Raw genomic sequence first — 3,663 nt, forward strand, 5'->3', positions numbered from 1 at the left:
GCTCACAAAGCTCTTGAAGCAGTTTGCTCATCTATTAGCCCATTGCACTCATCATGCTGCCTAACTGAGATTGCATCTTGCTGGTCGCATCCTGCATAGCAGTGAACTTAGAGTGCGTGCGATTCTGCAGGCTATCCATACGGCGATCGAGCGCGACTTGGTCATCAACCAACCGATAGTTTTGTTCGACCAAGCTCTTCTCTCTCGTACGGATAGAACCGGTAACACCCGTGATCCCTTGAATCGCATCTTCGACTTTTTTAGCGAAGCCATTGTTACCACCAAAGAATTCACCCAACTTATCAAAGTGATTGTTGAGTTGACGGTCAAGCATATCGTAATTGATTTCTAGCGAGCCTTGTCTTGTGGTGGTGATGCCAAATTCAGTCAAAGACTTTAGATTGTCTGGCGCGTCTTCAATGCTTGATGAGAACACACCTTTCAATCGTGAATCTGCACTGCGTACTGTACTGTCGCCAGAGAGAGGGCCTTTTTGACCAGTCAGTGGATCGACACCCGCTAAGTCTTTAGATACTTGGTAAAACTGATTATAAGAGTTAACAAAAGCTTCAATATCTTCACGAACACGATTACGGTCGTACTCAACACCAATCTCTGCTGGCGGCTTATCTTTAGGGGTTTTACCTTTAACCGTAATATCAATACCTTCAACGGCATCTTCAATCACATTGTTATTGCTAGAGAGCTGAGCAATGCCGTCTAGAACAACCATAGAATTTTGTCCTGCTTGCACTTCAGTCATACCGCTGTATTGGTCAAAAGACTGTTGAGCTAACGCAAGGTCAGCTTGAGCTTTATCAACCTTCTCTAAGTGTGCTCGTTCTGCTGGAGATAATTTCGCTCTCTCTAATTGCTGAGCCTGAAGTGGGGTTAGTTCACCTCTTTCAACTCTCTTCGCTAACTCAGAACGTTCATCAACCAATTTACTTTCTATTCTGGCTTTCTCGGCATCGAGTTTCTGCTGTGCCTCTTTGGGAGTAACATAAGAATCCGTCAACGTACCAGCGGCAGTATTTGACCACCCTGGAATATCAGCTGCTTTCTCTATGGCTTTTTCGTCAAGCTCAAGTTCAGGCCTAAAAAAAGAATCGAGTAATGTACCTGAAGCGGTATTGTTCCACCCAGGGATTGTATCTTCTGGCATCCCTGAAGCCGCTAAAGCTGCCGCATCTAGCGCCTTCTGACCAGCCATTGCCGCAGCTTGACCATAAGTTAAATTGTCACGGTCAAATTCAGCGAAAGGATCTTCGGGTTCAACGACGGGTTCCGATTTTCTTTCATAAATAGGATTACCGTTTACATCAAATATAGTGTTTCCGTTAGCGTCTCGCAGAGGAACAGCGAAGCCGTCTGGAATAGGGTTACCGTCGGCATCCAATTTGGGAGGGGCATCAGCCAAGACGCCTTGCGCTACTGAGCGAGCATCTTCTAAGGCTTTCAGTCTTTCCGATAGGGTTTTATATTCTAATTTTTTTAGAGGGTTGTTATCTTCAGAGTCAACGTGGAGTTTTATTTGATTGTCTTCACCAGACATATTTGAAGCGAGGACTAACCGTGGTCCTTCTTTGTCGTTAATAATAGAAGCTCGAACACCCGGATTATCCCCGGCACTGTTAATTGCTCTAACAACATCACGCAGTTTTGAGTTAGCACTAACTTGTGTCTCGAAGCTCTCTTTACCAAGCGAAACCTGCAGCTTACCTGGGCCAAATTTCATGTCCTCTGATAGTACATCAGAAGCCACTTTATGGCTCTGGGCAAGCTGCAACACATCGATAGCATATTTGCCAGCGATCGCTTCGGTAGTCGCGGTTGCAGAGACAAGACCTTCATCAGAGCTTTCTACTGTTCGTACAGCAAAAGCTTTGTCCTGGCGAAAGCTTGTCATCAGATTTTTCATCGAATCAAGGGACTCTCTGAGTCTTCCATAGGCACTAATGCTGGTGTCGATTCGCGTTCGTTCATTGTTGATTTGTTGCTGTTTAGGCACACGCTCCGAATCAACAATTTTGCTGACCATGGAATTGATATCCATGCCAGACGAAATCCCCATTGGGCCAAAACTCATTAAACCACCTCAATAATACGACTTAAACCTTAGCCTCCAATATTCCACTATTCGAGGTTTGGGCTGCTAGGCGCCTTAGAATTTCGAGCATTTCTTCATCGGGAATTTGGCGAATAATATCGCCCGTTGTGGTCTCATAAATGGTAACCACATCTCTCCCAGTCTCTTCATCAACCTTAAAAGCAACACCCTTGTTGAGAGAAGATATAAATTCGTTTACCTTCTCCACCATTTTGACTCGCTCCGCATCATTTAACTCTTGTCTATGTTGAGCTAATTTAATCGCCGCTTCGGTAGCCATCTCTTTCGATTTTTCTACCTTGTCATAAGATGTTGTTTCTTTCGGTTGTGAAGTACTCGACGCACTACTACCTTTATCGCTTGCAAATTTAATGCCATTAGGTGAGCCATAAGGCTGGATGTTCGATGCGTTAGATAATATTTCCATAACACTCTCCCTCCCAACTTTATGAGCCTAACAGTAAAACTCTACCTACAGTAGAGTTTACCGTTACTTACTGAAGTAAGTTTAGCCCAATAAGCTTAAAGCTGCTGATGGTGATTGTTTTGCTTGAGCTAAAATAGAAGTACTCGCTTGTTGTAAGATTTGAGACTTCGTCATTGCCGTTGTTTCTTTTGCGTAATCAGTATCTTTGATTCGGCTCTTAGACGCATTAACGTTTTCGTTAATATTTTCTAAGTTGCTGATTGCGTGGTCAAAACGGTTTTGGAATGCACCAAGAGAGGCACGATTACTGTCTACTGCCTTTAAGGCACCGTCAATAATAGATACAGCGTTGTTTGAACCTGCAACAGAAGTTACATCAATGTCGTTAACAGTAACATCCGTTACAATAGCCTTGCTGCTGCCAGGAATCTCTTTACCTTCTGCATCTTTACCAGAGCCAAGACCTAGCTCTTCAGCAAGAGAGCCGCCAAACTCAACATTACCATCAACTTTTTGGCTTGAAGCGAAGAGTTGCAATTTACCGCCTTCACCTACCGAAGCTTGAACATCCGGGCTTTGACCGTTTAGGTAAGTGGCAAGTTCTTCCATGTCATTACCTTTTTTCGCAGTAATCGACAGATCTTGAACGTCACCAAACTGATCTTGGTACTTCATCGTTAGGACAGAATCTTCACCTACGCGCCAAGACGTATCTTTCCCCTCAGCAACGCTATAACTCTTACCGCCCATCGCTTCAGTATCGGTACGCATATTATTCATTGTCAGCATTACTGCTTCACCAGAATCTGCACCAATTTGGAAAGATTGACTACCGAAAGTTCCGTTCAAAAGCTTATTACCACCAAAAGAGGTCGTTTCAGCGATACGGTTAAGCTCAGTGTTTAGAGCAGAGACTTCTTCTTGAATTGCAACACGTTCAGATTTCGTGTTTGAACCATTTGAAGATTGAAGAGAAAGGTCACGCATTCGTTGCAGGATATTGGTTGACTCATTCATTGCACCTTCAGCTGTCTGTGCAATAGAGATACCATCGTTCGCGTTTTTTACAGCCATATCTAGGCCACGACTTTGCGACGTTAAGCGGTTAGAGATTTGTAGGCCTGCA

3 protein-coding genes are annotated in these 3,663 nt (G+C 44.0%); all 3 read right to left on the reverse strand.

Annotation, left to right across the window (positions count from 1 at the left end):
- Positions 1-34 precede the first annotated feature (34 nt).
- Positions 35-2,089 carry a flagellar filament capping protein FliD gene (gene fliD, locus AB4653_RS17165; protein WP_009848560.1) on the reverse strand — a complete coding sequence of 685 codons (2,055 nt, stop codon included), beginning with the start codon at positions 2,087-2,089 and terminating at the stop codon, positions 35-37.
- A gap of 22 nt (positions 2,090-2,111) precedes the next feature.
- Entirely contained in the window at positions 2,112-2,537 is a 426-nt protein-coding gene (gene flaG, locus AB4653_RS17170; protein ID WP_009848561.1) for a flagellar protein FlaG, read from the reverse strand.
- A gap of 81 nt (positions 2,538-2,618) precedes the next feature.
- Positions 2,619-3,663, reverse strand: a 1,045-nt coding sequence (locus AB4653_RS17175) for a flagellin (protein ID WP_372104820.1), incomplete at its 5' end; no start/stop codon positions are given.

Origin of the sequence: Vibrio sp. 10N.222.48.A3 (genome assembly GCF_041475345.1) — a bacterium.
Taxonomy (GTDB): Bacteria; Pseudomonadota; Gammaproteobacteria; order Enterobacterales; family Vibrionaceae; genus Vibrio; species Vibrio tasmaniensis_A.